We start from the raw sequence: 21062 nt of genomic DNA, 5'->3' as shown, positions 1-21062 counted from the left end.
GGCCGCGTGGAAAAACCCTAACGTTAATGCCATTAAGGACGCGTTACTGAATTTAGTAGGGATAACAACGGGTAAACGGCTGCCTTTTCGCGATGTCGTTGAAGATGCTGGCTTTCCGCATGCAACGCGGTCGCCGCATGCGCAAAAGACCTCCCCGTAGAACAACGGACATGAGATAGCTTGGGGCAGAGCGTTTTCGAGCGAAGTGGGTACCGGTTCGCGTGAAGAAAACGCGTCAACACAAGAATCGAGAGCCCCGTTCTGTATCAATCGGACCGGAAAGGGCTCGAGAGGAAACCAACCAGCGAGCAGGACAGAATGAAGGCGGTCGTCGTCGAGCAATATGCCCCCATCGATCAGATCGGGCTGAAGGAAATCGCCACCCCCGACCCCGCCGCCGGGCAGATCCGAGTCCGGGTCCACGCCGCGAGCATCGGCTTCGTGGACGGGCTGAAGGTCGAGGGCCGCTACCAGACCAAGGATGCCCTGCCCTTCACGCCCGGCGCTGAATTCGCCGGCGTGGTCGATGCGATCGCGAGCGGCGTCACCGGGATCGCGCCGGGCATGCGGGTGATGGGCGCGGCGCGCTCGGGCGCGCTGGCCGAGCACATCTTGGTGCCGCCTGAGGCCGTCGAGATCATGCCCGACGGACTGTCGATGGAAGCCGCCGCGGCCTTCCGCACCAATTACCTCACCGCGCTTTATGCGCTCGGCGAGCGCGGCGCGCTCAAGGCGGACGAGCAGCTGCTGGTGCTCGGCGCCGCCGGCGGCACCGGCGTCGCCGCAATCCAGGTCGGCAAGCTGCTCGGCGCACGCGTCATTGCCGCGGCCTCGAGCGAGGAGAAGCGCAACTTCGCCGCAAGCTTCGGCGCCGATGCCGTCGTCGACTACACGAAGGCTGATTGGCGCGACGCACTGAAGGATGCGACCGGCGGCCAGGGTCCCGACGTGATCTTCGATCCGGTCGGCGGCGAGGTCTCGCTGCAGGCATTCCGCTCGATCGCCTGGAACGGCCGCCATGTCGTGGTCGGCTTTGCGGCCGGCAGCATTCCTGCGTTGCCGTTCAATCTGCCACTGTTGAAGGGCGGCCTTCTGATCGGCGTCGACGCCGCCCAGATCGCACGCCGCGAGCCCGAGGCGCAGGCGCGCGTGATGACGCAATTGTCGGCATGGCTGAACGATGGCCGGCTGACGCCTGTTGTCGGCAAGGTGTTCACGTTTGACGATTTCCGCGCGGCGTTCACCACCATGCAGACCCGTGCCGCGCTCGGCAAGATGGTGGTGCGGATCGGTTAGCGGGAGAACCGAGATACACTTCGCTCGACGTGCTCGTGCGAGCCGATGACGGATCCAGAAGGGAGAGACATGCAGACGCTTCGAACACCGGACGAGCGCTTCGCCGGCTTGCCCGGATTTGCTTTCGTGCCGCGCTACACCGAGATCGGCCCGCTGCGCATGCACTATCTCGACGAAGGAATGAAGACCGCGCCGGTGGCGCTTTGCCTGCATGGCCAACCGACCTGGGCCTACCTCTACCGCAAGATGATCCCCATGCTCCTCGGCGCGGGTTTCCGCGTCGTGGCGCCGGACTTCTTCGGCTTCGGTCGCTCCGACAAGCCCGTCGACGAAGACATCTACACCTTCGACTTCCATCGATCCTCGGTGATGTCCTTGATCGAGGCGCTCGACCTGCGTCGCGTCATGCTCGTGTGCCAGGACTGGGGCGGATTGATCGGACTGACGATTCCGATGGACATGGTGAGCCGGTTCGACCGGCTGCTGGTGATGAACACGATGCTCGGCACCGGAGACATGCCGCTCGGCGATGGCTTCCTGGCATGGCGGGCCTTCTCCAACCGCAGCCCGGACATGGATATCACGGCACTGATGCAGCGGGCGGCCCCCTCGCTGGCAGACCAAGAAGCCGCCGCCTATGCCGCGCCCTATCCGGACGTGCGGTACAAGACCGGCGTCCGACGCTTTCCCAATCTGGTGCCGGACCGGCCGGACGCCGGCGGCGCTGCGCTTTCGCGGCGTGCGCGGGACTTCTGGTCGCAGCACTGGAGCGGACAGAGCTTCATGGCGGTCGGCATGAAGGACCCGGTGCTCGGGCCGCCGGTGATGAGCCAGTTGCGGCAGGTGATCCGAAACTGTCCACCGCCGCTCGAACTGCCCGATGCCGGACATTTCGTGCAGGAGGCCGGCGAGATCATCGTCGTGGAGGCGCTGAAGAGTTTTGGCCCGGTGCGCTGAAGCACGCAAATATTCGCGTTCTCGCGACATGAATTGTCCGAGTCTTGCTCTTCGTTCCGCCCTCTCTTCACAGAGGGCGCAGGGAAAGCCGGGTGCCGATCGCACCCATGGGCCCCGAGCGATGGGTAGAGAGCTCGGGGGGCGGACCACAGGTGTAACCGGAAACAACCCGGCTTTCCCTGCGCGATGGGCTACGGCTTATACGTGCTCTCCCCGGCGAGACTGGGCTTGCTTGTCACCGCCTTCGCAAAGCGCTTTCGCGCTTTGCGCGAGGACACCTGCCACCAGGGCGTCAGGACCACACGACTTCACCGTCCGCATCAGTCACACTCGTCAGTCGCGACGTCAGCGTCCACCGCATCTCACGCCGCGTTCGTGACGACCGCGAAGCGCCCCTCGTGTCGGGTGAGACGGATATATTGAACATCTGAGTTGGGTCCGGCGTCAAGCGAAATTCTGAAAAGCCGAACGACTAGTTTGACGCTGGACCGCGGGATGGGTGGCGCACTAGCAATACCCGTCACCTCACCGCGCGGCGCAACCGATGGGTATCGCTGCGCCTTGCACGGTCCGGTGCAGCGGCCGGCATGCGAGCGCGACCGCTGATCCCACCGACCAATTATCACACGTTATTGTCGCCCGGTTTCGTGCCTCCTACCGTTTGCCGAAAACGGAGGCCGGGTGAAAAAATGCAGGACATGCTGACGCATCTTGAGAAGCTTCGCACCGACGCTGCGGAGTGTGCCCTGATCCGCGACCTCACCACCGACATCCAGAAGCGCGAACTGTTCACCAAACTGGCCGAGCATCTCGCGGCCCTCGCGGCGGAGGTCGAAAAGGCCATCGCCGCGGCCCGCAGGGAGGGCGAAGCCATCTAGCGCGATGCCCTGCGGACGACACATGGAAACCGCAGCGCCGATCACCGGAACCAACGTCACGGCAACGCATTGTGGTTACGCCCGTCGGTTGAGAGTTCACGTCCGGCCTCGTGTTGGTATGCCTCTCCGCCGGGTACTATTTGGTTGGCATCTGTTGCACTTCAGGATCTTTCGTTTGGCACAAATTGCACAACCCGCATCCGGCAATGCGTCCCGGTCGCGACAGCAAACCATCCCCGCAAGAGACGCGCAATGAAGATGGACAAGGCCATCTGGTACGTCTCGTTCGCGCTGAGAAATCCAGACGCCGGACACCACCGCTTCGCGCGCCAGACCCGCACCTTCACATCCGAGCAGGATGCGAAGGCGTTCGCACGCACCCTGCTCGTTCAGACGCAGGACGTCAGCGCCGGCACGATCAATCCGCACATGCCACGGCGCGTGATCGCGCCCGCGGCGATCACGGCATGGGCCGGCGAGAGCTGAGATTATACTCTACAGAAATCGCGACGGCGCGAACGGCGCGAGCGGAATCTCCGGTGTCTGGCCACTGAGCAATTGCGCAACCAGCCGGCCGGTGCGGGCCGAGCCGACCAGGCCGACATGGCCGTGGCCGAAGGCATAGACGACATCGCGCGTGGCGCGGCTATGACCGATGCAGGGGCGCCCGTCGGGCATGCTCGGGCGGTGGCCGAACCAGGTCTTGATGCGCGATGGCGGGATATCCCTCGGCAGCTTCGGGAACATGCTGAACAGATGCTCGCGCAGGATCTCGGCGCGTCTCCAGTTCGGCTCGGCCTCGAGCCCGGCGATCTCGACCGTGCCGGCGGCGCGCAGCCCCTTGTCGGTCCAGTTGACGACCATCTTGGCGTCCGAGGCCATCATCGAATTGCGCGGCCCGGATTCCGGGCTCTCGATCATGACGTGATAGCCGCGCTCGGTCTCCAGCGGCAGCGGATCGCCGATCGATGCGGTCAGCTGCTTCGAGCGCGCGCCCGCGGCGACGACCGCCGCATCACAGGCAATCTCGCCGCTCTCGGTGACCACAGCAACGAGCCTGTCGCCGGAAAGCTTGAGGCCCGTGGCCTTCGCGGCGACGCGCCCGGCACCGTTCGCGATCGCGTGCGCGGCGAGTGCCGTCACATAGGCGCCCGGATCGCGGCAGCGTCCGGCCTCCTCGACCACGACGCCGAACTTGTAGCGCGGATGCAGATCGGGCTCGCGCTGGCGCATCTCGTCTTCGTTGAGCTCCAGCCATTCGATGCCGACGCGCTTGCGTATCCGCCAGCCGAGATCCTTGTCGAACGGCGCGCGTGACGGAAACACGTGCATGACGCCGCGCCGCTCGATCAGCTCGGGGACGCCGGCTTCCTCGGCGAGCTGCCGGTGCAGCAGCGGCGCGTCCTTGAGCAAATCGCGCATCGCCCGCGCGGTAGCCTCGACCTGCGCCTCGGTCCAGCTCGACAGCAGATACTTGACCAGCCACGGCAAGGCCTTCGGCAGATACGACCAGCGGATCGCGAGTGGCCCGAGCGGGTCCATCAGATAGCCCGGCACCTTCTTCCAGGTGCCAGGCTCGGCCGGCGGGATCACCGAATGCGACGACAGCCAGCCGGCATTGCCATAGCTCGCCGCCTGCTGACCGCCGGGCTCGCCCGGATCGATCAAGGTAACGCGATGGCCACAGCGCTGCGCCTCGATGGCGCTGATCACGCCGACCGCGCCGGCGCCGATGATCGCGACGTGACGGCGGGCGGATTCAGGCATCAGCGCACAGCCTGCTCGGGCACAAAATCCTTGCCGACCGACAGCGCGCGCTGATCGACCAGGCAGTGCAGGATCGCCGGCTTGCCGGAAGCCAGCGCGCGCTCGAAGGCGGGCGCGAAGTCCTCGGTGCGCTCGACCCGCTCGCCATGGCCGCCGAACGCCTTGGCGTACAGCGCGAAGTCCGGGTTCTTGAGCTGGGTGCCGACGACGCGGCCGGGATAGTCGCGCTCCTGATGCATGCGGATGGTGCCGTATTGGGCGTTGTCGATCACGACGACGATCAGCGGCGCGTCGTACTGCACGGCGGTAGCGAACTCCTGCCCGTTCATCAGGAAGCAGCCGTCGCCGGCGAACGCCACGACGACGCGATCCGGATGCTGCCGCTTGGCCATGACAGCCGCCGGCACGCCATAGCCCATCGAGCCCGAAGTCGGCGCGAGTTGCGCCGCGAAGCTGTGGAAGCGATGGTGGCGATGAATCCAGCCGGCATAGTTGCCGGCGCCGTTGCAGACGATCGCATCCTTCGGCAGCCGATCGCGCAGCCAGGTGACGACCTCGCCATATTGAAAATTGCCCGGCAGCTCGCGTGGCTTGTCGGTCCAGGCCAGATAATCCGCGTGCGCCTTCGCCGCCTCGCCCTTCCAGGCCGGCGTCGCCGTAGGCTTCATGGTTTCGACCGCGGCGGCGAAGGCGGCAGGCGTCGCCTGGATTGCCAGCGCCGGCTGGTAGACGCGGCCGAGCTCTTCGGCGCCGGGATGCACATGGATCAGCTGCTGGCTCGGCGTGGGGATGTCGAGCAGCGTGTAGGACGATGACGGCATCTCCGACATGCGGCCGCCTATCAACAGGATCACGTCGGCGCCGGTGATGCGGTCTTTCAGCTTCGGGCTCGGGCCGATGCCGACATCGCCGGCATAGTGCGAGTGGTCGGCGTCGATCAGCGAGGCGCGACGGAACGAGGTCGCGACCGGGAGATCAAAACGCTCGGCAAAGCGCGCAATGCCTTTCGCCGCCTCTGCGGTCCAGGCCGAGCCGCCGAGCACCACGATCGGCGCCTTGGCGGATGCGAGCATCGCGCCGAGACGCTCGAGATCGGACGGGGCCGGCCAGGTGGCCGCAGGCTCGACCTTCGGCGCGTCGGCGATGGCTACGGTTTCGGTCAGCATGTTCTCCGGCAGCGAGATCACGACCGGACCGGGACGGCCCTGCAACGCAACGCGGAACGCGCGTGCGACCAGCTCGGGAATGCGGTCGGGACGATCGATCTCGACGGCCCATTTCGCCATGGTGCCGAACACCGCCTTGTAGTCGAGCTCCTGGAACGCCTCGCGCTCGCGCATGCCGGTGTCAACCTGGCCGACGAACAGGATCATCGGGGTGGAATCCTGCATCGCGATGTGCACGCCATGGGCGGCATTGGTCGAACCGGGGCCGCGGGTGACGAAGCAGATGCCCGGACGTCCGGTGAGCTTGCCATAGGCTTCAGCCATCATCGCAGCGCCGCCCTCGGCGCGGCAGATCACGACATCGATCGGGCTGTCATGCAACGCGTCGAGCGCCGCCAGATAGCTCTCGCCAGGCACGCAGGTGACGCGTTCCACGCCTTGCGCGACCAGCTGGTCGATCAGGATCTGGCCTCCGGTGCGGGCATTGCTTTTGGTCATGAGGGCTCCCTGCGGGCATTGGCGCGCCTTGGCGTCGCGCGGATCGTCGTCCCACGGGGTATGATAGACGGAAATATGGTGCAAGGCCGAAGCCGCGTCGCGAGGCCGCAGCGACGTCAAGCCATGCGATTGGCAATGGGCAACGCTGTTTCATCATCGATTTCCGCAGAGCGGAGCATCGCGGGCCGGATCGCGGCGGCCGGGCCGGCGAGCAAGCCAATACCCTCCGTCCACATCCTGGACGCATCTCGCCGCCGGACGCCATATCGCGACGCCGGTCGCCGGGATCGATCCGGTATCACGCAACGATCTATTTAAACGTGCATACATAACGCTCACTACCACCAACGGTGCGGCAGCCTAACCGCCATTGCACGACGCCGATCGCCGCGCGCGGCGCGGACGCCGGACGATGATCCGCATGCCGCATCGTCAAGACGAAAGCGCAAGACAACAATGCGAGACGATCGAAGTCAGGCACACTACGATGCGCGTGACGACAGCGTGGCACAAACTGCACACGCAGCTCCATCATGTGCACGACAACGATCACAAGCAGCGCGCGCGTGCGCTTCCGTATGACTACGGTGCGGCGATCGATAGCTTCGCATCACGCGCCGCTGAACCGCCGGATTCCACAGCAAATCGCGGCCTTGCACGCAGATATCGACTGTGTGCACCGCATGCACCACGCGTGATGCCTTGCGCGATCACGCGCGGCGCATTGCATGCGCTTTGGGACGGAACTCGAATCGCCTACGGTTCGACGCAGTCACAAATTCGTAGATCGTGTATCGCACCTGCCCGCTCACCGGCGGCGGAACGCCTTCTGCTGCCGATCAGGTGCAGTGTTTCGGTTCACCAATTGATATCAAGCTGGAGGCAATGCATGTTGGGGATGAAGAGCGTCGCGAGCGTGGTCGGCTCGGATAGTTCATATCGGCTGTTCGACGACATGCCGATCAGTGTCATGCTCTGCGAGCTGGGCGATTTCAGGATCACCTACATCAACGAGTCGACGCGGCAGAATCTGAAGAAGATCGAGCATGTGCTGCCGGTGAAGGTCGACGCACTGATCGGTCAGTCGATCGATATCTTTCACAAGAACCCGCAGCATCAGCGCCGACTGCTGTCCGATCCTAAGAACCTGCCGCACAAGGCCCGCATCACCATCGGCGGCGAGACGCTCGATCTCACCGTGACGGCGATGACCAATTCGCGCGGCCGCTATAGCGGGCCGATGCTGACCTGGGAGCTCGCGACCGAGAAGGCGCGGCTCGAAACCCAGACCGAGCGGCTGTTGCAAATGCTCGACAACATGCCGATCAACATCATGATGTGCGATACCGATTTCAACATCACGTACATCAACCAGACCAGCCTCAAGACGCTCGACACCGTGAAGCATCTGCTCCCGGTGCGGCCGGACCAGATCCTCGGCAACTCGTTCGACATCTTCCACAAGAACCCGGCGCATCAGCGCCGCATCGTCGGCGATCCCAAAAACCTGCCGCACGCGGCCAAGATCAAGCTCGGCCCGGAAACGCTCGACCTCAGGGTCTCCGGGCTGACCGACAAGCGCGGCAACTATACCGGCGCGATGCTGAGCTGGTCGGTGGTGACCGGCAATGTGAAGCTCGCGGACGATTTCGAGAGGGATGTAAAGGGCCTTGCCGGGATGCTGTCATCGGCCTCGACGCAGATGCAGGGCACGGCACGATCGCTGACCACGACCGCCGAATTCGTCAATCAGCGCTCGGCAAGCGCGGCGTCCGCGTCGGAGGAGCTTTCCTCATCCGTCAACGAGATCAGCCGCCAGGTGTCCGAGGCGAGCCGCATCGCCCGCATGGCGGTCGAGGAAGCCGAGAAATCCGACAAACTGGTCGCGGGCCTCGTGACCATGGCCCAGAAGATCGGCGACGTCGTCGCGCTGATCAGCCAGATCGCCGGTCAGACCAATCTGCTCGCGCTCAACGCGACGATCGAGTCCGCCCGCGCCGGCGAGGCGGGGCGCGGCTTCGCTGTCGTTGCCTCCGAGGTCAAGGCGCTGGCCAACCAGACCGCCAAGGCCACCGAGGACATCTCGGCGCAGATCAACGAGATGCAGGCCGCGACCGGCAACACCGCCTCCGCGCTGAAGGCGATCTCGAGCGTCATCGTCCAGATCAGCGAGATCTCGACCGTGATCGCCAGCGCCGTCGAGGAGCAGGCCGCGGCCACCAAGGAGGTCACCGCGAACATCAACGGAACCACCAAGGCGATCGACGACGCCAGCAAGGCCGCCGAGAACGTGCTGGCGGCCTCCGGAGAAGTCGCTAGCAACGCGTCCGAGCTGGAGGTCCAGGTCGACAAGTTCCTCAAGAACGTGCGGGCGATGTAACGTCGCCGAGATCGCGCGCCCGCCTACAGCGAGCGCGCGATCAACACCTTCATGATCTCGTTGGTGCCGCCATAGATCTTCTGGATGCGGGAATCGATGAACATCCGCGAGATCGGATATTCCTGCATGTAGCCGTAGCCGCCATGCAGCTGCAGGCATTCGTCCGCGGTCTCGACCTGCTTCTGCGAGCACCACCATTTTGCCATCGAGGCCGTCACGGTGTCGAGGTCGCCGACGACCAGCCGTTCGACGCACCAGTCGACGAACACGCGCGCGATCACCGCCTCGGTCTTGCGCTCGGCGAGCGTGAACGCCGTGTTCTGGAATTCGATCAGCGGCTTGCCGAACGCGGTGCGCTCCTTGGTGTATTCGGCGGTGATCTTGACCGCGCGCTCCATCGAGGCGACCGCGCCGATCGCGAGCGACAGCCGCTCCTGCGGCAATTGCTGCATCAGCTGGACGAAGCCATTGCCCTCCTCGTTGCCAAGCAGATTTTCCGGCGGCACCGTGACATTGTCGAAGAACAGCTCAGAGGTGTCGGAGGCGTGCAGGCCGATCTTGTCGAGGTTGCGGCCGCGGCGGTAGCCCTCGGCGCCGGCGGTCTCCACCACGATCAGCGAGATGCCCTTGGCGCCGGGCGCGCCGGTGCGCGCCACCACGATCACGAGGTCGGCGGCCTGGCCGTTGGTGATGAAGGTCTTCTGGCCGTTGATGACGTAGGAATTGCCCTGCTTCTTCGCGGTGGTCTTGACCGCCTGCAGGTCGGAGCCGGTGCCGGGCTCGGTCATCGCGATGGCACCAACCATCTCGCCCGAGGCCATCTTCGGCAGCCAGCGCTGCTTCTGCTCCTCCGAGCCGTAGTTGAGGATGTAATGCGCGACGATCGCACTGTGCACGGAGACGCCGGTGGTCAGCTCCGGCACCGTGCTCTCGAGGTCGTCGAGCACCGCGGCATCATAGGCGAAGGTGGTGCCGAGGCCGCCATAGGCCTCGGGCACGCTCGGCAGCAACGCGCCCATCTCGCCGAGCGCGCGCCAGGCGGAGCGGTCGACCAGCTTCCGCGCGCGCCATGTCTCGGCGTGCGGCGCCAGGTCCTTGGCGAGGAATTTGCGGAACTGGTCGCGGAAGGTGTCCAGCTCCTCGGTCATCCAGGAAGATCGGTAGTGCATGCTATCCTCGCATCAAATCAGCAGACCGCCGCCGGCGACGATCACCTGACCGCTGATGTAGTTCGATTCCGGGCTGCAGAACAGATAGACCGCGTCCGCGGCCTCTTCCGGGGTGCCGCCGCGGCCGAGCGGGATCATCCGGCCCATCGCCTCCAGCATCTGCGGCTGCACGCCGACCTTGATGTCGCGGCCGGCGACATCGATGGTCTTCTGCTGGGTCTCGATCGGCTGGGTCAGGCGGGTGTTGATCAGGCCGAAGGCGACGCAATTGACGTTGACCTTGTAGCGGCCCCACTCCTTGCACATCGTCCGCGTCAGCCCGATCAGCGACGCCTTTGCAGATGAATAGCTCGCCTGCCCGGCATTGCCGTAGAGGCCCGCGATCGAGGAGATGTTGACCACCTTGCGGAACACCTCGCGACCCGCCTCGGCCTCCTTCTTCGCCATCACCCGAATCGGCTCGGACGCCGCGCGCATGATGCGGAACGGGGCGACCAGATGGACGTCGAGCATCGCCTGGAACTGCTCGTCGGTCATCTTCTGGATCGTCGAGTCCCAGGTGTAGCCGGCATTGTTGACGAGGATGTCGAGGCCGCCGAACTGTTCGATGGCGCTGCCTACGAAACGATCGGCAAAGCCGGCTTCGGTCACGCTGCCATTGACCGCGATCGCGTCGCCGCCCATGGCCTTGATCTCGGCGACGACGGCGTTGCCCGGCTCGGCATCGAGGTCATTGACCACGACCCGCGCGCCCTCGCTCGCAAGCTTCAGCGCAATCGCCCGCCCGATGCCGCGGCCAGAGCCAGAGACGAGCGCGACCTTTCCTTGCAGTTTCGACATGGTCTCTCCTAGAGCGCGATGATGGCTTCGCCGGCGAGCTTGATCTCGCCGTTCTGGTCCTTGGTGGTGAGCGCGAGTTTTGCGCGCTGCTCACCGCCCTGTTCGATCAACTCGGTCACCGTGCCTTCGCAGGTCAATTGCGCGCCGAGCTGGGTGATCGCGGCAAAGCGGGTCGAGAACGAGCGGATCCGCGACGGCGCGACCACATCGGTCAGCGCCTGGCCGAGATAACCCATCACAAGCATGCCGTGCGCGAACACGTCGGGGAAACCGGCCGCCTTCGCGAAGTCGATGTCGACATGGATCGGGTTGTGGTCGCCGGAAGCACCGCAATACAGCGCCAGGCGATGCCGGGTGATCGGCGGAAACTCCTTGTGGACGATGACATCGCCGACCGAGGGAACGCCAGCACTCATGACGGCCTCGCATTGCGCACCACGATGGTGCGCGAGACATCGGCGACATGGACGCCGCTCTGGTTGGTGACGGGGGTGTCGACCACGATCAGCGTCATCGCTCCGCCCTTCTTCTCAGTCACGCTGGCGACACGCGGCTGGAACGTCAGGGTGTCGCCGACCACGACAGGGGCGTGATAGTCGAAGCGCTGCTCGCCGTGCAGCACCCGGGCAAGATCGATGCCGAGCGCGGTCAGGAACTCGAACGGGACCGTCGCGTCCATCATCTCCAGGCAGAACAGATAGGTCGGCGGCACCGGCGCCGCCGCCACATCACGGTAGACCGGGTTGGTCTCGCCGAGCGTATTGAGGAAGAAGCGCAGGCGTCCCGGCTCGACGCGCGCGGTCACCGGCGTGAATTCACGCCCGACAGCGGATTGATCGACCATGGGCTGCCTCAGGCGCGTTCGTAAAGCGTGACGACGCAGGCGCCGCCGAGACCGAGATTGTGCTGCAAGCCGAGCCGCGCGCCCTCCACTTGCGTCGCCGCCGCGGTGCCGCGCAGTTGCCGGGTCAGCTCGTAGCACTGCGCAAGCCCGGTGGCGCCGAGCGGATGGCCCTTCGACAGCAGGCCGCCGGACGGATTGGTCACGATCCTGCCGCCATAGCTGTTGTCGCCGTCGTCGATGAACTTCGCGGCCTCGCCCAAGCCGCACAGGCCGAGCCCCTCATAGGTGATCAGCTCGTTATGCGCGAAGCAGTCATGCAGTTCGACGACGTCGAGATCCCTGGGGCCGATGCCGGCCGCTTCATAGACCTTGCTGGCGGCATCGCGCGCCATGTCGTAGCCGACCACCTGCATCATGTCGGAGGCGCCGAAGGTCGACGGCGTGTCCGTCGTCATCGCCTGCGCCGCGATGCGCACCTGCTTGTTGAGGCCGTGCTGGTCGGCGAATTTCTCCGAGACCAGGATCGCGGCGGCGCCGCCGCAGGTCGGCGGGCATGCCATCAGCCGCGTCATCACGCCGGGCCAGATCACCTGGTCGTTCATCACGTCGTCGGCGGTGACCTCCTTGCGGAACAGCGCCAGCGGATTGTTCTTGGCGTGGCGGCTCGCCTTGGCACGTACTTTCGCGAACGCCGAGAGCGGCGTGCCGTATTTCTTCATATGGCTGAGACCAGCACCGCCGAAATAGCGCAGCGCCAGCGGCACGCCGGGCGCGTCGACCAACTTGTCGGCGGCGGCATCGAAATCGTCGAACGCGCTCGGGCGGTCGGTGAACACGGCGCCCAGCGCGCCGGGCTTCATCTGCTCGAAGCCGAGCGCCATCACGCAATCGGCCGCGCCCGACTCGATCGCCTGCCGCGCCAGGAACAGCGCGGTCGATCCGGTCGAACAGTTGTTGTTGACGTTGACGATCGGGATGCCGGTCATGCCGACCGGATAGAGCGCGCGCTGGCCGCAGGTGGAGTCGCCATAGACATAGCCGACATAGGCCTGCTGGACCTTGCCGTAATCGAGACCGGCATCGGCAAGCGCGAGCTTCGCGGCCTCGGCGCCCATCACGTGATACGGCGCGTTGGCGCCGGGCTTGACGAACGGGATCATGCCGACCCCGGCAACATAGGTGCGTGACGTCATCGCGTGTCCTCCCGAAAATTACCCACTGGACTATTTATTACCCATGGGTAATATACGGGCCATCACGCAGAGTCAATGCGACATCGGCTTCAGGACACCGGCTTCAAGATATGGACGACGGTCACATCCCCTCCTCCAGCCGGTCCCCCTGGCTGCCCTTCGAAAGCCGGCGCCGCGCCCGCGACGAGAAGCGCGAGGCGGTGCTGCGCACGGCCGTCGCTCTGTTCCTGGAACAGGGCTACCACGGCGCCACGCTGAACGAGGTCGCCAGACGGCTCAACATCACGAAGCCGGCGCTCTACAATTACTTCCGCGGCAAGGACGAGATCCTCTACGAATGCTGGTCGATCGGTAATGAGCTAGTCGACGACTGTATCGCCGAGACCTCGGCCGCCGGCGGCTCGGGACTCGACAAGCTGCGCAAGCTGATCGTCCGCTACGCCGAGCTGATGACTGAGGACTATGGCAAGAGCCTGGTTCGCTTCGACCTCCGCGATCTCAGCGAGGATAATCGCAAGATCGTGCAGACCGCCAAGCGGCGGATCGACCGCGCCTTCCGCGACTATATCGCCGATGGCGTCGAGGACGGTTCGGTGAAACCCTGCGACCCGAAGCTCGCGGCGTTCGCGATCGCGGGCTCGCTGAACTGGATCGGACATTGGTTCCAGCCCGGCGGCGAAATGACCGGACGCGCCGTCGCCGAGGAATTCGCGATCCGCCTCACCGAGGGGATCGCCACGACCGCAACGCGCAAGACAACGCAGAAAGCAGCCGTTCCGGCTGCAGAGAAGGCGGACAAACCGCCTCGCAAGGGAAACGCACCAAGGGAGGACAGGAGTGAACATCACACACGGGCTGCGGCGCGCGCTGCAGGTCAATCCAAACGGGCTCGCGATCGTCTGCGGTGAACGGCGCCGCAACTGGCGCGAAGTCGGCGAACGGGTCGCCCGCCTCGCTTCCGCCATTCGGGGCCTCGGAGCTGACAATGGCGACCGCGTCGCGATCCTGTCGCTGAACTCCGACCGCTATCTCGAGCTCTATCTGGCGGTCGGCTGGGCCGGCGCCGTGATCGTGCCGCTCAACATCCGCTGGTCGCCGATCGAGAACGAGGACGCGCTGCGCGACTGCCGCGCCACGATCCTGTTCGTCGACAAGGCATTCGCGGCGGTCGGCACGATGCTGGCAGGCGCCATCCCCGGTCTCAAGCTGGTCTACGCCGACGAGGGCGAAGCGCCTGAAGGCATGGAGAGCTACGAGACGCTGATCGCGCGCAGCGAACCCGTTCCGGATGCGATGCGCACGCGCGACGATCTCGCCGGCATCTTCTACACCGGCGGCACCACCGGCCGTTCCAAGGGCGTGATGCTGAGCCACGGCAACCTGATGGCCAACGCGCTCAACGCGCTCGGCGAAGGCCTGTGGCCAAGCAGCACGATCTACCTGCACGCGGCGCCGATGTTCCACCTCGCCAACGGCGCGGCGATGTATTCGGTGCTGCTGTCCGGCGGATCCAATGTCGTGATCCAGGGCTTCACGCCCGACGGCGTCGCCGCTGCCGTGCAGAAGGAGCGCGTCACCGACGTGCTGCTGGTGCCGACCATGATCCAGATGTTCGTCGATCATCCGACGCTCGGCAATTACGACCTGTCGTCGTTGAAGCGGATCGCCTACGGCGCCTCCGTGATCAGCGACGCGGTGCTGATGCGCGCCATGAAGGCGCTGCCGCATGTCGAATTCACCCAGGCCTACGGCATGACCGAATTGTCGCCGATCGCGACGCTGCTGCACTGGAAGGAGCATATCGGCGACGGCCGCGCCAAGGGCCGGCATCGCGGCGCCGGCCGGGCGACGCTGGGTGCCGAAGTGAAGATCGTCGACGCCCTCGATCAGGTGGTACCAACGGGCACCGTCGGCGAGATCGCGGTGCGCGGCGACATGGTGATGATGGGCTATTGGGAGCGGCCGGAGGAAACCGCGCGCGCCGTGATCGACGGCTGGATGCACACCGGCGACGGCGGCTATATGGACGCGGACGGTTTCGTCTACGTGGTCGACCGCGTCAAGGACATGATTATCTCCGGCGGCGAGAACGTCTATTCGGCCGAGGTCGAGAACGCCCTCGCCCAGCACCCGTCGGTGGCGCAATGCGCCGTGATCGGCATTCCGAGCGAACGCTGGGGCGAACAGGTCCACGCCGTGGTGGTGATGAAGAGCGGCGCCAGCGCCACGCCTGAGGAGCTGATGGAGCACTGCAAGGCGCTGATCGCCGGCTACAAATGCCCGCGCAGCGTCGACATCACCGCAACGGCGCTGCCGCTGTCGGGTGCCGGCAAGATCCTGAAGCGCGAGCTGCGCAAGCCGTATTGGGAGAACCGCGAGCGGCGGGTGAGCTGACGGCGGAGACCCGCAGGGCATGGCGCTGCGCGCGCCATGAGCGTTGACATCGGATCACGCGGCCGATTGGATCGATCCAGATTCAATCCAGCGAGTTCCGATGTCCGCACCTGATACCAACGCCGACGGCAAGCCCCGCCGCCTGATGCACCGCCGCTCCGTCGAATGTCTCGGCTATCTCCGCGACGACGGGCTGTGGGAGGTCGAGGCGCGGCTGGTCGACACCAAGCCCTATGCACGACAGGACAGGCATCGCGGCCTGCAACAACCTGACGATCCCGTGCACGACATCAGGCTGCGGCTCGCGGTCGACGACAGTTTCACGATCCGCGAGACCGGCACCAATATGGCCTCAACGCCGTACCCGTCCTGCCTCGACGTCGAGGGTATCCTGCAGCGGCTGGTCGGCGAACGCATCGGCAAGGGCTGGCGCGAGCTGGTCCGCCGCAAGATCGGCAAGTTGGAGACCTGCACCCATCTCGCCGAGTTGTTGGGTCCTGCGGTGACGACGCTGTTCCAGACCGCGACCTCCGGCAAGGACCCGCAGGGCCGTGGCGCGCTCGATCATCAGCGCGATGTCACCGAGCCGCCGTTCTTCGTCGGCGGCTGCTATTCGTGGCGACTGGATGGACCGGTCGTCGCCGAGACATTTCCGCAGTTCGCGAAGCAGCCTGTCGAAGTGAAGCAGGGTTCGTGAGCGATGCACCGCCGCCGCCCACGTGATAGTCTGTAACGGACGATCAGGAGGTGAGCGTGGAGAAGTACGGTGCCGGGTCGATCGTCGTCTCCGACTATGACCCCAACTGGCCCACCTTGTTTGCGCAGGAGTGCGGGCGGATCAAGCAGACGCTCGGCGCGTTCGCATTGGCGATCGAGCATATCGGCAGCACGGCCGTTCCGGGCCTCCCCTCGAAACCGATCATCGACCTGTTGGTTGGCATCCCCAACCTCGAACAGGCCCGGCGGCAATGCATCACTCCGCTTGAGGCGCTTGGCTATATCTACGTGCCGGAATACGCGTCATGGCTCCCCCGCGAGTTGTTCTTCCGCAAGGGGCCGCCGGGTCCGTGGACCCACCATGTTCATATGATGGAGCCGTCGCATCCGCGATGGGAGACACTGGTGGTGTTTCGCGACTATCTTCGCGCACATCCCGAGGCAGCCCGCGCCTACGCCGATATCAAGTGCGAGCTTGCCGCTTCGTCAAACGACAACATCGGGGCATATCGAAACGGCAAAACCGCATTCGTCGAGGAGACAACGGCAAAAGCTCGAGCTTGGCACGCAGCGGTACGAGATTGAAGCACAAGCGGTCCCCGGCACGGGTGCACGATCATCGCCGGACATGGGTCTTCGCGATCGGCCGCTGCGCCATGCAGCCCTGCATCGCAATGGGTTGATCCGCGCCGCGCGCTCACGTAGTCGTCCGGCATGAGCGAACATACGGCCGGCGCCAAGGCCGCAGCCCCTCCGGACACGAAAGCCGTACTGCTCGGGGTCGGAAGCGGCCTTGGCGCGGCGCTGTGCTGGGCACTCGGCTTCGTGGCGACCCGGCACGGCCTGAAAGTCGGGTTCACGCCCGTGGACCTTCTGATGCATCGATTCCTGTGGTCAGGCATCGCGTTCATCCCGCTCGTGCTCCGGGCCGGCCTCGGGAATCTCTGCGGCATCGGATGGGGCCGCGGCATGGCGCTGATGCTGCTGGGCGGACCGGTGATGTCGCTGATCAGCTATACCGGCTTCATGTTCGTGCCGCTTGGGCATGGCAGCGTGATCCAGCCTTCCTGCGCCACCCTGGGCGGACTGTTTCTCGCCGTCGTCCTGCTGAAGGAATCGATCTCACTCTCCCGGGTCGCCGGCGCTGTGGCCATCGTGGCCGGGCTTGCCGTGATCGGCAGCGAGTCGATCGGCCACATGGGATCGAGCGCCGTGATGGGCGATCTGATCTTCGTGACGACCGGACTGATGTTCGCAGGCTTCGCGACGCTGGTGCGCTATTGGCGCGTGTCTGCGTTCGCGGTGGCCACGGTCATCAGCGTGTTGTCGCTTTCGCTGTTTCCACTCTATGCCGGCTCGGGAGGACTGGCGCGCGATGCGGCGATCGGCCTGAACGAAAATGCGCTGCAGGCGGTCGCCCAGGGTATCCTCGCCGGCCCCGCGGCGATGTATCTGTTCGCACTGTCGATCCAGCAGCTCGGCGTTGCCCGCGCAGCGGTCTTTCCTGCGACAGTACCGGTGCTGACCCTGCTGCTGGGATGGCTCCTGATCGGCGAGCCTCCAACCACGCTACAGGCCGCCGGCTTGGTAACCGTATTGGCTGGATTCTACCTCGCGCAACGGCAAAGTTAGGCAGCCTTGCAATTGTCCTGATCTGATGCCCGGAAGATCAAGCCGCGGCGGAATGCTCGGCTACGGCCTGCGGCGGGTTGCGGAAGCCGATCGCGATCCGGTTGTAGGTGTTCATCAGGCCGATCGCGATGGTCAGGTCGACCAGCTGCTTCTCGTTGAACACAGCCCGCGCGGCCTGATAGTCGTCGTCCGGGATCGCGGTCTCCGCCACGCGGGTGACGGTTTCGGCCCACGCCAGCGCCGCGCGCTCCTCGGCGTCGAACAGCGCTTCCGCTTCGCGCCAGACCTGGAGCAGCGCCAGCTTCTCGGTCCTGACGCCCATCTTCAAGAGCGAGCGCGTGTGCATGTCGAGGCAATAGGCACAGCCGTTGATCTGTGAGATGCGCAGATAGACCAGCTCGATCAGCTGCGCGGAAAGTCCACATTGCGTGAGATAGCCATAGACGCCGCCGAGCGCCTTGATGCCCGCGGGCGCGGCCTTGCCGTAGTCGATGCGCATGCTCACTGCTTGTGTCCTTCCGTTCGGTCTGCCTTGTCGTAGACCGTGAGCGCCTTGTCGTTGCTGTCGACGACGAAGACGGCAAGCAGCTTCGCCGGCTCGGTGCTGCTGACGTTTCGCGCGAGCACATGATGCGTGCCGGGCGGCTCGAAGAAGCTGTCGCCGGCCCGATAGGTGCGCGCTGCCTCGCCGCCGAGCTGGCTCTCGATCGCGCCCTGGACGACGTAGACATAGAGAAAGCCCGACTTGGCGTGATGGTGCGGCGCCGAGGTCTCGCCCGGCGCGAAATTGACCTCGACCGCGACCAGCGACTTGCCGGGAATGTTCGTGATCGCCTGCTCGAATTTCGGCGTCACCGATTGTGCCATCGCCGGGGTCGCAAGCGCGGCGCAGGCGATCAGCGTCGTCCAAAGGGTCTTCATCTGGTGCCTCCGTTGCTGTCCGATAGATGCGGGCGCGCGGGGCTGAAAAGAAGCACCAAGAATGAACTGAATTGGTGTACCACGGGCCATGCCAAATCCGCTTCCCATCGCCCTTGATCGCTCGGCCCGGACGCCGCTCTCGGAGCAGATCCGCAAGGCGATCGCGGTTGCGATCGACAATGGCGTGCTGGTGCCCGGCGCTCGGCTGCCGTCGTGGCTCGACCTCGCCGCACAGCTCGGCGTCGCCCGCGGCACGGTGCGGGCAGCCTACGACAAGCTGTCGGATGCGCAGCACATCGTGTCGTCGAAGGCGAATGGCACGACGGTTGCGAAGCGGCCTCGAAAAGCCGCCAAGCCCGACACGCCGGTCGCGCCCGGCCCGGTCGCCGAGATGTTTCAGGACCTCAACGGTCAGGGGCACTTCCGAATGGGCGTCCCCGCGCAGGATACCCTCCCCGCAAAGCTGCTGGCGCGAATCCGCGCCCGCGCCGTGCGGGCGGAGTTGAGCGCCGTGACCCGCTACAGCGATCCGCGCGGCGAGCTCGAGCTGCGGCGTGAGATCGCGGCGCATCTTGCGATCGCGCGCGGGCTCGAATGCTCACCGGCGCAGATCGTCATCACCTCGGGCTTCAGCGGCGGACTTGGCCTAGCGCTCCGTGTACTCGGCCTCGATGGCCGCCGCGCGTGGATGGAAGAGCCGGGATTTCCATTGACCCGGAAGGGGCTCGAGCTCGCCCGGCTGACGCTGGTTCCGATCCCTGTCGACGGCGACGGCATCGATGTCGAACATGGCCTGAGGCACGCCCCTGACGCGGCGCTCGCAGTGGTGACGCCGGGACAGCAGGCGCCGCTCGGTCCGCCATTGTCGGCGACGCGCCGCGCGCAGCTGCTCGACTGGGCCGCGCAAACCGGCGGCTGGATCATCGAAGACGACTATCTCGGCGAGTTGCAGCTCGATGGCCGTGCCGCGCCCGCGCTCGCCTCGCTCGATCACGCCGGCCGGGTGATTCATCTCGGCTCCTTCAGCAAGACCATCTCGCCGACGCTGCGGCTCGGCTTCCTGGTTGCGCCCGAGCCGTTGGCCGCGCAGTTCGCCGATGTCGCGACCTGCCTCGTTCCGGCCCCCGGACCGGCCGTGCAGCTTTCGACCGCGGAGTTCATACGTGATGGCCACTACATCCGCCATCTCCGGCGCACCAAGCGGGCCTATTGCGACAGCCGCGATGCGCTGACGTCAGCGCTGCGGCCGTGGAGCAACGACGTGCGGGTGGCCGGCCTCGCCGTGATGCTGACGCTGCCGGACAGGACCTCCGATGTCGCGATCGTACGGCAGGCGCTGGCGCACGGCTTGGCACCTGCACCGCTCTCGCCGTGGTACCTCTCTCCGAAGCGCGCGCAGCCGGGCCTGCTGCTCGGCATTGCAACGGTGCCGGATCGCGGCGTTCCGGTTGCCTGCAAGCGTCTGTTCGAGGTGATCCGCGCTCAAGGCACGCCGGCCTCGCGCCGGGTCAGGAAGCCCGCAAGCCGGTGAGCGCAAGGCTCAGCGCCCGCAGCCGCTGGCGCGCCTCCGCGTCATAGGCCTGCGCATGGGCGCGGGCTTCGCGCTTGCCGTCGAAGAACAGCCCGCTCTTGCCGGCGACGTCGTCGTCCTGAACCAGGCGCAGGATGGCGTCGCCACCCTGCTCGACGGTCGAGATCGGCGTCGCGCCGCTGGCGCGCACCATCGTGGTGTTCATATAGGTCGCCGGGTGCAGCGAGTTGACCGTGACGCCGGAGCCTTCCAGCTCCGCGGCGAGATCGATGGTGAACATGATCTGCGACAGCTTGCTCTGCGCATAGGCCCGTGCACCGCTGTAATTCCTGGTGATCATCACGTCGGCGAAATCGATCGGATGCTGGCCGAGTGAGGCGACATTGACGATGCGCGCCGGGCTGCTGGCCTTGAGCCGCGGCAGCAGCAGATGCGCGAGCAGGAAGCCGGCGAGATAGTTGACCGCAAAGCGCAGCTCATGGCCGTCCTTGCTGGTCTGCCGCGCCGGCCCCTCGTTCTGCGAACCGATGCCGGCATTGCTGACGAAGACATCGAGGCGCTCCTGGTCGTCGAGCACGAGCTGGGCGAACTCGCGGACATCGGCGAGCGAGGACAGGTCGGCCTGGTAGAACATCGGCTCGCGGCCACTGACCCGCTTGATCTCGTCGGCGAGGACCTGCGCCCGCTTGGTATCGCGGCCGTGGATCAGGACCCGGGCGCCCGCGGACGCCAGCTTCATCGCCACGTAGCGGCCGACACCGTCGGTGGAACCGGTGATCAGCACCGTCTTGCCTGCCATATTCATCGAAATTGCCTTTCGATCAGTTCGCCCAGCGCTGCAGCAAAGATAAATCCCCGCAGCGGGGTTTGCCATGGCGA

21 protein-coding genes are annotated in these 21062 nt (G+C 65.5%); 11 read left to right on the top strand and 10 right to left on the bottom strand.

The annotated features are described in order from the left end of the window. The first annotated feature begins 318 nt into the window (after positions 1-318). From CK489_RS24460 to CK489_RS24445, 4 genes are all read left to right on the top strand, one after another. Entirely contained in the window at positions 319-1296 is a 978-nt protein-coding gene (locus tag CK489_RS24460; protein WP_095734107.1) for an NADPH:quinone oxidoreductase family protein, read from the top strand. A 69-nt stretch (positions 1297-1365) separates the two neighbouring features. Then, positions 1366-2253 (top strand): haloalkane dehalogenase, encoded by an 888-nt coding sequence (locus tag CK489_RS24455; protein ID WP_095734106.1) that lies wholly within the window; start codon positions 1366-1368, stop codon positions 2251-2253. 689 nt (positions 2254-2942) lie between these two features. Next, complete coding sequence (locus CK489_RS24450; RefSeq protein ID WP_050627049.1) at positions 2943-3131, top strand: hypothetical protein; 189 nt, start codon at positions 2943-2945, stop codon at positions 3129-3131. Between the two features lie 252 nt (positions 3132-3383). Continuing rightward, on the top strand, positions 3384-3617 hold the full coding sequence (locus CK489_RS24445; RefSeq protein WP_050627050.1) for a hypothetical protein: 234 nt from the start codon (positions 3384-3386) through the stop codon (positions 3615-3617). Between the two features lie 9 nt (positions 3618-3626). Here CK489_RS24445 and CK489_RS24440 read toward each other — a convergent pair whose 3' ends face one another. Together CK489_RS24440 and CK489_RS24435 are read right to left on the bottom strand one after the other, a co-directional pair. After that, a complete protein-coding gene (locus tag CK489_RS24440) occupies positions 3627-4898 on the bottom strand; it encodes an NAD(P)/FAD-dependent oxidoreductase (RefSeq protein ID WP_095734105.1) in 1272 nt (423 codons plus the stop codon). Continuing rightward, entirely contained in the window at positions 4898-6562 is a 1665-nt protein-coding gene (locus CK489_RS24435; RefSeq protein ID WP_095734642.1) for a thiamine pyrophosphate-binding protein, read from the bottom strand. The genes CK489_RS24440 and CK489_RS24435 overlap by 1 nt, the downstream gene beginning before the upstream one ends. 889 nt (positions 6563-7451) lie before the next feature. Here CK489_RS24435 and CK489_RS24430 point away from each other — a divergent pair. Further along, a complete protein-coding gene (locus CK489_RS24430; RefSeq protein WP_158226499.1) occupies positions 7452-8942 on the top strand; it encodes a methyl-accepting chemotaxis protein in 1491 nt (496 codons plus the stop codon). A 23-nt stretch (positions 8943-8965) separates the two neighbouring features. Here the strand turns inward: CK489_RS24430 and CK489_RS24425 are convergent, their stop codons facing one another. Genes CK489_RS24425 through CK489_RS24405 form a run of 5 tightly spaced genes read right to left on the bottom strand, consistent with a single transcriptional unit; the run spans position 8966 to position 12988 of the window. After that, on the bottom strand, positions 8966-10111 hold the full coding sequence (locus tag CK489_RS24425) for an acyl-CoA dehydrogenase family protein (protein ID WP_095734103.1): 1146 nt from the start codon (positions 10109-10111) through the stop codon (positions 8966-8968). Positions 10112-10123: 12 nt separating this feature from the next. Further along, the gene (locus CK489_RS24420; RefSeq protein ID WP_095734102.1) at positions 10124-10951 is read right to left on the bottom strand and encodes an SDR family NAD(P)-dependent oxidoreductase; all 828 of its coding nucleotides are present in this window, start codon (positions 10949-10951) and stop codon (positions 10124-10126) included. Positions 10952-10959: 8 nt separating this feature from the next. After that, on the bottom strand, positions 10960-11367 hold the full coding sequence (locus CK489_RS24415) for a MaoC family dehydratase (protein WP_095734101.1): 408 nt from the start codon (positions 11365-11367) through the stop codon (positions 10960-10962). Next, positions 11364-11795 (bottom strand): MaoC family dehydratase N-terminal domain-containing protein, encoded by a 432-nt coding sequence (locus CK489_RS24410; protein WP_095734100.1) that lies wholly within the window; start codon positions 11793-11795, stop codon positions 11364-11366. The genes CK489_RS24415 and CK489_RS24410 overlap by 4 nt, the downstream gene beginning before the upstream one ends. An 8-nt stretch (positions 11796-11803) precedes the next feature. After that, the gene (locus tag CK489_RS24405) at positions 11804-12988 is read right to left on the bottom strand and encodes a lipid-transfer protein (RefSeq protein ID WP_095734099.1); all 1185 of its coding nucleotides are present in this window, start codon (positions 12986-12988) and stop codon (positions 11804-11806) included. Here CK489_RS24405 and CK489_RS24400 point away from each other — a divergent pair. From CK489_RS24400 to CK489_RS24380, 5 genes are all read left to right on the top strand, one after another. Beyond that, positions 12979-13896, top strand: a complete 918-nt coding sequence (locus CK489_RS24400; protein ID WP_349626941.1) for a TetR/AcrR family transcriptional regulator — start codon at positions 12979-12981, stop codon at positions 13894-13896. The genes CK489_RS24405 and CK489_RS24400 overlap by 10 nt on opposite strands. After that, a complete protein-coding gene (locus CK489_RS24395) occupies positions 13826-15382 on the top strand; it encodes an acyl-CoA synthetase (protein WP_095734097.1) in 1557 nt (518 codons plus the stop codon). Before CK489_RS24400 ends, CK489_RS24395 begins: the two co-directional genes overlap by 71 nt. A 100-nt stretch (positions 15383-15482) precedes the next feature. Further along, positions 15483-16079: a DUF2889 domain-containing protein gene (locus tag CK489_RS24390; RefSeq protein WP_050627060.1), complete on the top strand. Its 597-nt coding sequence runs from the start codon at positions 15483-15485 to the stop codon at positions 16077-16079. Positions 16080-16135: 56 nt separating this feature from the next. Continuing rightward, positions 16136-16684, top strand: a complete 549-nt coding sequence (locus tag CK489_RS24385) for a GrpB family protein (RefSeq protein ID WP_095734096.1) — start codon at positions 16136-16138, stop codon at positions 16682-16684. Positions 16685-16813: 129 nt separating this feature from the next. Next, positions 16814-17731: a DMT family transporter gene (locus tag CK489_RS24380; RefSeq protein WP_095734095.1), complete on the top strand. Its 918-nt coding sequence runs from the start codon at positions 16814-16816 to the stop codon at positions 17729-17731. A gap of 37 nt (positions 17732-17768) precedes the next feature. Here the strand turns inward: CK489_RS24380 and CK489_RS24375 are convergent, their stop codons facing one another. Together CK489_RS24375 and CK489_RS24370 are read right to left on the bottom strand one after the other, a co-directional pair. Next, complete coding sequence (locus CK489_RS24375) at positions 17769-18236, bottom strand: carboxymuconolactone decarboxylase family protein (RefSeq protein WP_050627062.1); 468 nt, start codon at positions 18234-18236, stop codon at positions 17769-17771. Then, the gene (locus CK489_RS24370) at positions 18233-18652 is read right to left on the bottom strand and encodes a cupin domain-containing protein (protein WP_050627063.1); all 420 of its coding nucleotides are present in this window, start codon (positions 18650-18652) and stop codon (positions 18233-18235) included. Before CK489_RS24370 ends, CK489_RS24375 begins: the two co-directional genes overlap by 4 nt. Before the next feature lie 88 nt (positions 18653-18740). Between CK489_RS24370 and pdxR the strand changes: the two genes are divergently transcribed. Next, on the top strand, positions 18741-20183 hold the full coding sequence (pdxR, locus tag CK489_RS24365) for a MocR-like pyridoxine biosynthesis transcription factor PdxR (protein WP_095734094.1): 1443 nt from the start codon (positions 18741-18743) through the stop codon (positions 20181-20183). On the opposite strand, the gene CK489_RS24360 is transcribed toward pdxR, so the two are convergent. Beyond that, positions 20161-20988: an SDR family NAD(P)-dependent oxidoreductase gene (locus CK489_RS24360; protein WP_095734093.1), complete on the bottom strand. Its 828-nt coding sequence runs from the start codon at positions 20986-20988 to the stop codon at positions 20161-20163. The genes pdxR and CK489_RS24360 overlap by 23 nt on opposite strands. Positions 20989-21062 lie beyond the last annotated feature (74 nt).

Source organism: Bradyrhizobium sp. UFLA03-84 (assembly GCF_002289535.1).
Taxonomy (GTDB): Bacteria; Pseudomonadota; Alphaproteobacteria; order Rhizobiales; family Xanthobacteraceae; genus Bradyrhizobium; species Bradyrhizobium viridifuturi.
This window is presented reverse-complemented; position numbering and strand designations above follow the sequence as displayed.

Bases quoted from the DNA above. Each gene is read 5' to 3' on its own strand.
- CK489_RS24460 (WP_095734107.1), top strand. From the start codon at position 319: ATGAAGGCGGTCGTCGTCGAGCAATATGCCCCCATCGATCAGATCGGG.
- CK489_RS24455 (WP_095734106.1), top strand. From the start codon at position 1,366: ATGCAGACGCTTCGAACACCGGACGAGCGCTTCGCCGGCTTGCCCGGA.
- CK489_RS24450 (WP_050627049.1), top strand. From the start codon at position 2,943: ATGCAGGACATGCTGACGCATCTTGAGAAGCTTCGCACCGACGCTGCG.
- CK489_RS24445 (WP_050627050.1), top strand. From the start codon at position 3,384: ATGAAGATGGACAAGGCCATCTGGTACGTCTCGTTCGCGCTGAGAAAT.
- CK489_RS24440 (WP_095734105.1), bottom strand. From the start codon at position 4,898: ATGCCTGAATCCGCCCGCCGTCACGTCGCGATCATCGGCGCCGGCGCG.
- CK489_RS24435 (WP_095734642.1), bottom strand. From the start codon at position 6,562: ATGACCAAAAGCAATGCCCGCACCGGAGGCCAGATCCTGATCGACCAG.
- CK489_RS24430 (WP_158226499.1), top strand. From the start codon at position 7,452: ATGTTGGGGATGAAGAGCGTCGCGAGCGTGGTCGGCTCGGATAGTTCA.
- CK489_RS24425 (WP_095734103.1), bottom strand. From the start codon at position 10,111: ATGCACTACCGATCTTCCTGGATGACCGAGGAGCTGGACACCTTCCGC.
- CK489_RS24420 (WP_095734102.1), bottom strand. From the start codon at position 10,951: ATGTCGAAACTGCAAGGAAAGGTCGCGCTCGTCTCTGGCTCTGGCCGC.
- CK489_RS24415 (WP_095734101.1), bottom strand. From the start codon at position 11,367: ATGAGTGCTGGCGTTCCCTCGGTCGGCGATGTCATCGTCCACAAGGAG.
- CK489_RS24410 (WP_095734100.1), bottom strand. From the start codon at position 11,795: ATGGTCGATCAATCCGCTGTCGGGCGTGAATTCACGCCGGTGACCGCG.
- CK489_RS24405 (WP_095734099.1), bottom strand. From the start codon at position 12,988: ATGACGTCACGCACCTATGTTGCCGGGGTCGGCATGATCCCGTTCGTC.
- CK489_RS24390 (WP_050627060.1), top strand. From the start codon at position 15,483: ATGTCCGCACCTGATACCAACGCCGACGGCAAGCCCCGCCGCCTGATG.
- CK489_RS24380 (WP_095734095.1), top strand. From the start codon at position 16,814: ATGAGCGAACATACGGCCGGCGCCAAGGCCGCAGCCCCTCCGGACACG.
- CK489_RS24370 (WP_050627063.1), bottom strand. From the start codon at position 18,652: ATGAAGACCCTTTGGACGACGCTGATCGCCTGCGCCGCGCTTGCGACC.
- pdxR (WP_095734094.1), top strand. From the start codon at position 18,741: ATGCCAAATCCGCTTCCCATCGCCCTTGATCGCTCGGCCCGGACGCCG.
- CK489_RS24360 (WP_095734093.1), bottom strand. From the start codon at position 20,988: ATGAATATGGCAGGCAAGACGGTGCTGATCACCGGTTCCACCGACGGT.